Annotated in this window: 1 pseudogene; it reads right to left on the bottom strand. The window is 66.4% G+C overall.

The window, feature by feature from the left end:
• A pseudogene (locus VXC91_RS46650) lies at positions 1-425 on the bottom strand (RNA-guided endonuclease TnpB family protein); the annotation flags it as partial.
• Positions 426-598 lie beyond the last annotated feature (173 nt).

Here is a 598-nt window from a genome sequence, read left to right as displayed (position 1 = left end):
CGCACGCCCTTGAGCCGGCCGGCTGTGGTCCATATGGACACGGTGCTCGCGTCGTGCTGCCAGCTCAGACACCTGTCGTCGTACGGCTGAGCCGCGCTGGCCCGGAACGTGATGGGCTTCGACTCTGCCTGCACCCGACGCTTCGAACGTGGTTTGCCGAGGTTCCCCGCTTTGATGTTCGCCTGCAGCGTCGTGTAAGCATCGCGGATCTTCTTGATGACGTGCTGCGCAGCTTGCGCGCCCAGACCACGTGCCTTGAGTTCGGCGTAAGTGTGTTTCCGCAGCTCGTACTCGCGTGGCACCCCGCGCTCGAACGCAACCTGCGACACCCAGTTCGCGGCGGCGTTGCACTCGAGCAGGGTCGATTGCAGCGCGGCCGCCTGTTCGGCGGTCGGCAGCAATTTCACCTGCACGACGATCTTCATGCGACGAACCGTACTCCTCGACACTGACAACAGGCCCGAGCTGGGCTGCGGTTGCCGATGTGCCGCGCCGCCGAGTACCGGCAATAGCCGCCCTGCTGATCGCTCGGGCACCACTTGCAGTGAAGCGGCGCCGCTGCGCGGCGCCGTGGTTGAGGAGGCGAGGCCTCCCGGGC

The sequence above is a fragment of the Streptomyces chiangmaiensis genome, assembly GCF_036281785.1.
GTDB classification, from domain to species: Bacteria; Actinomycetota; Actinomycetes; order Streptomycetales; family Streptomycetaceae; genus Streptomyces; species Streptomyces chiangmaiensis.
Note: the sequence above shows the minus strand (reverse complement) of the source record. Positions and strands in the feature narration are given on the sequence as shown.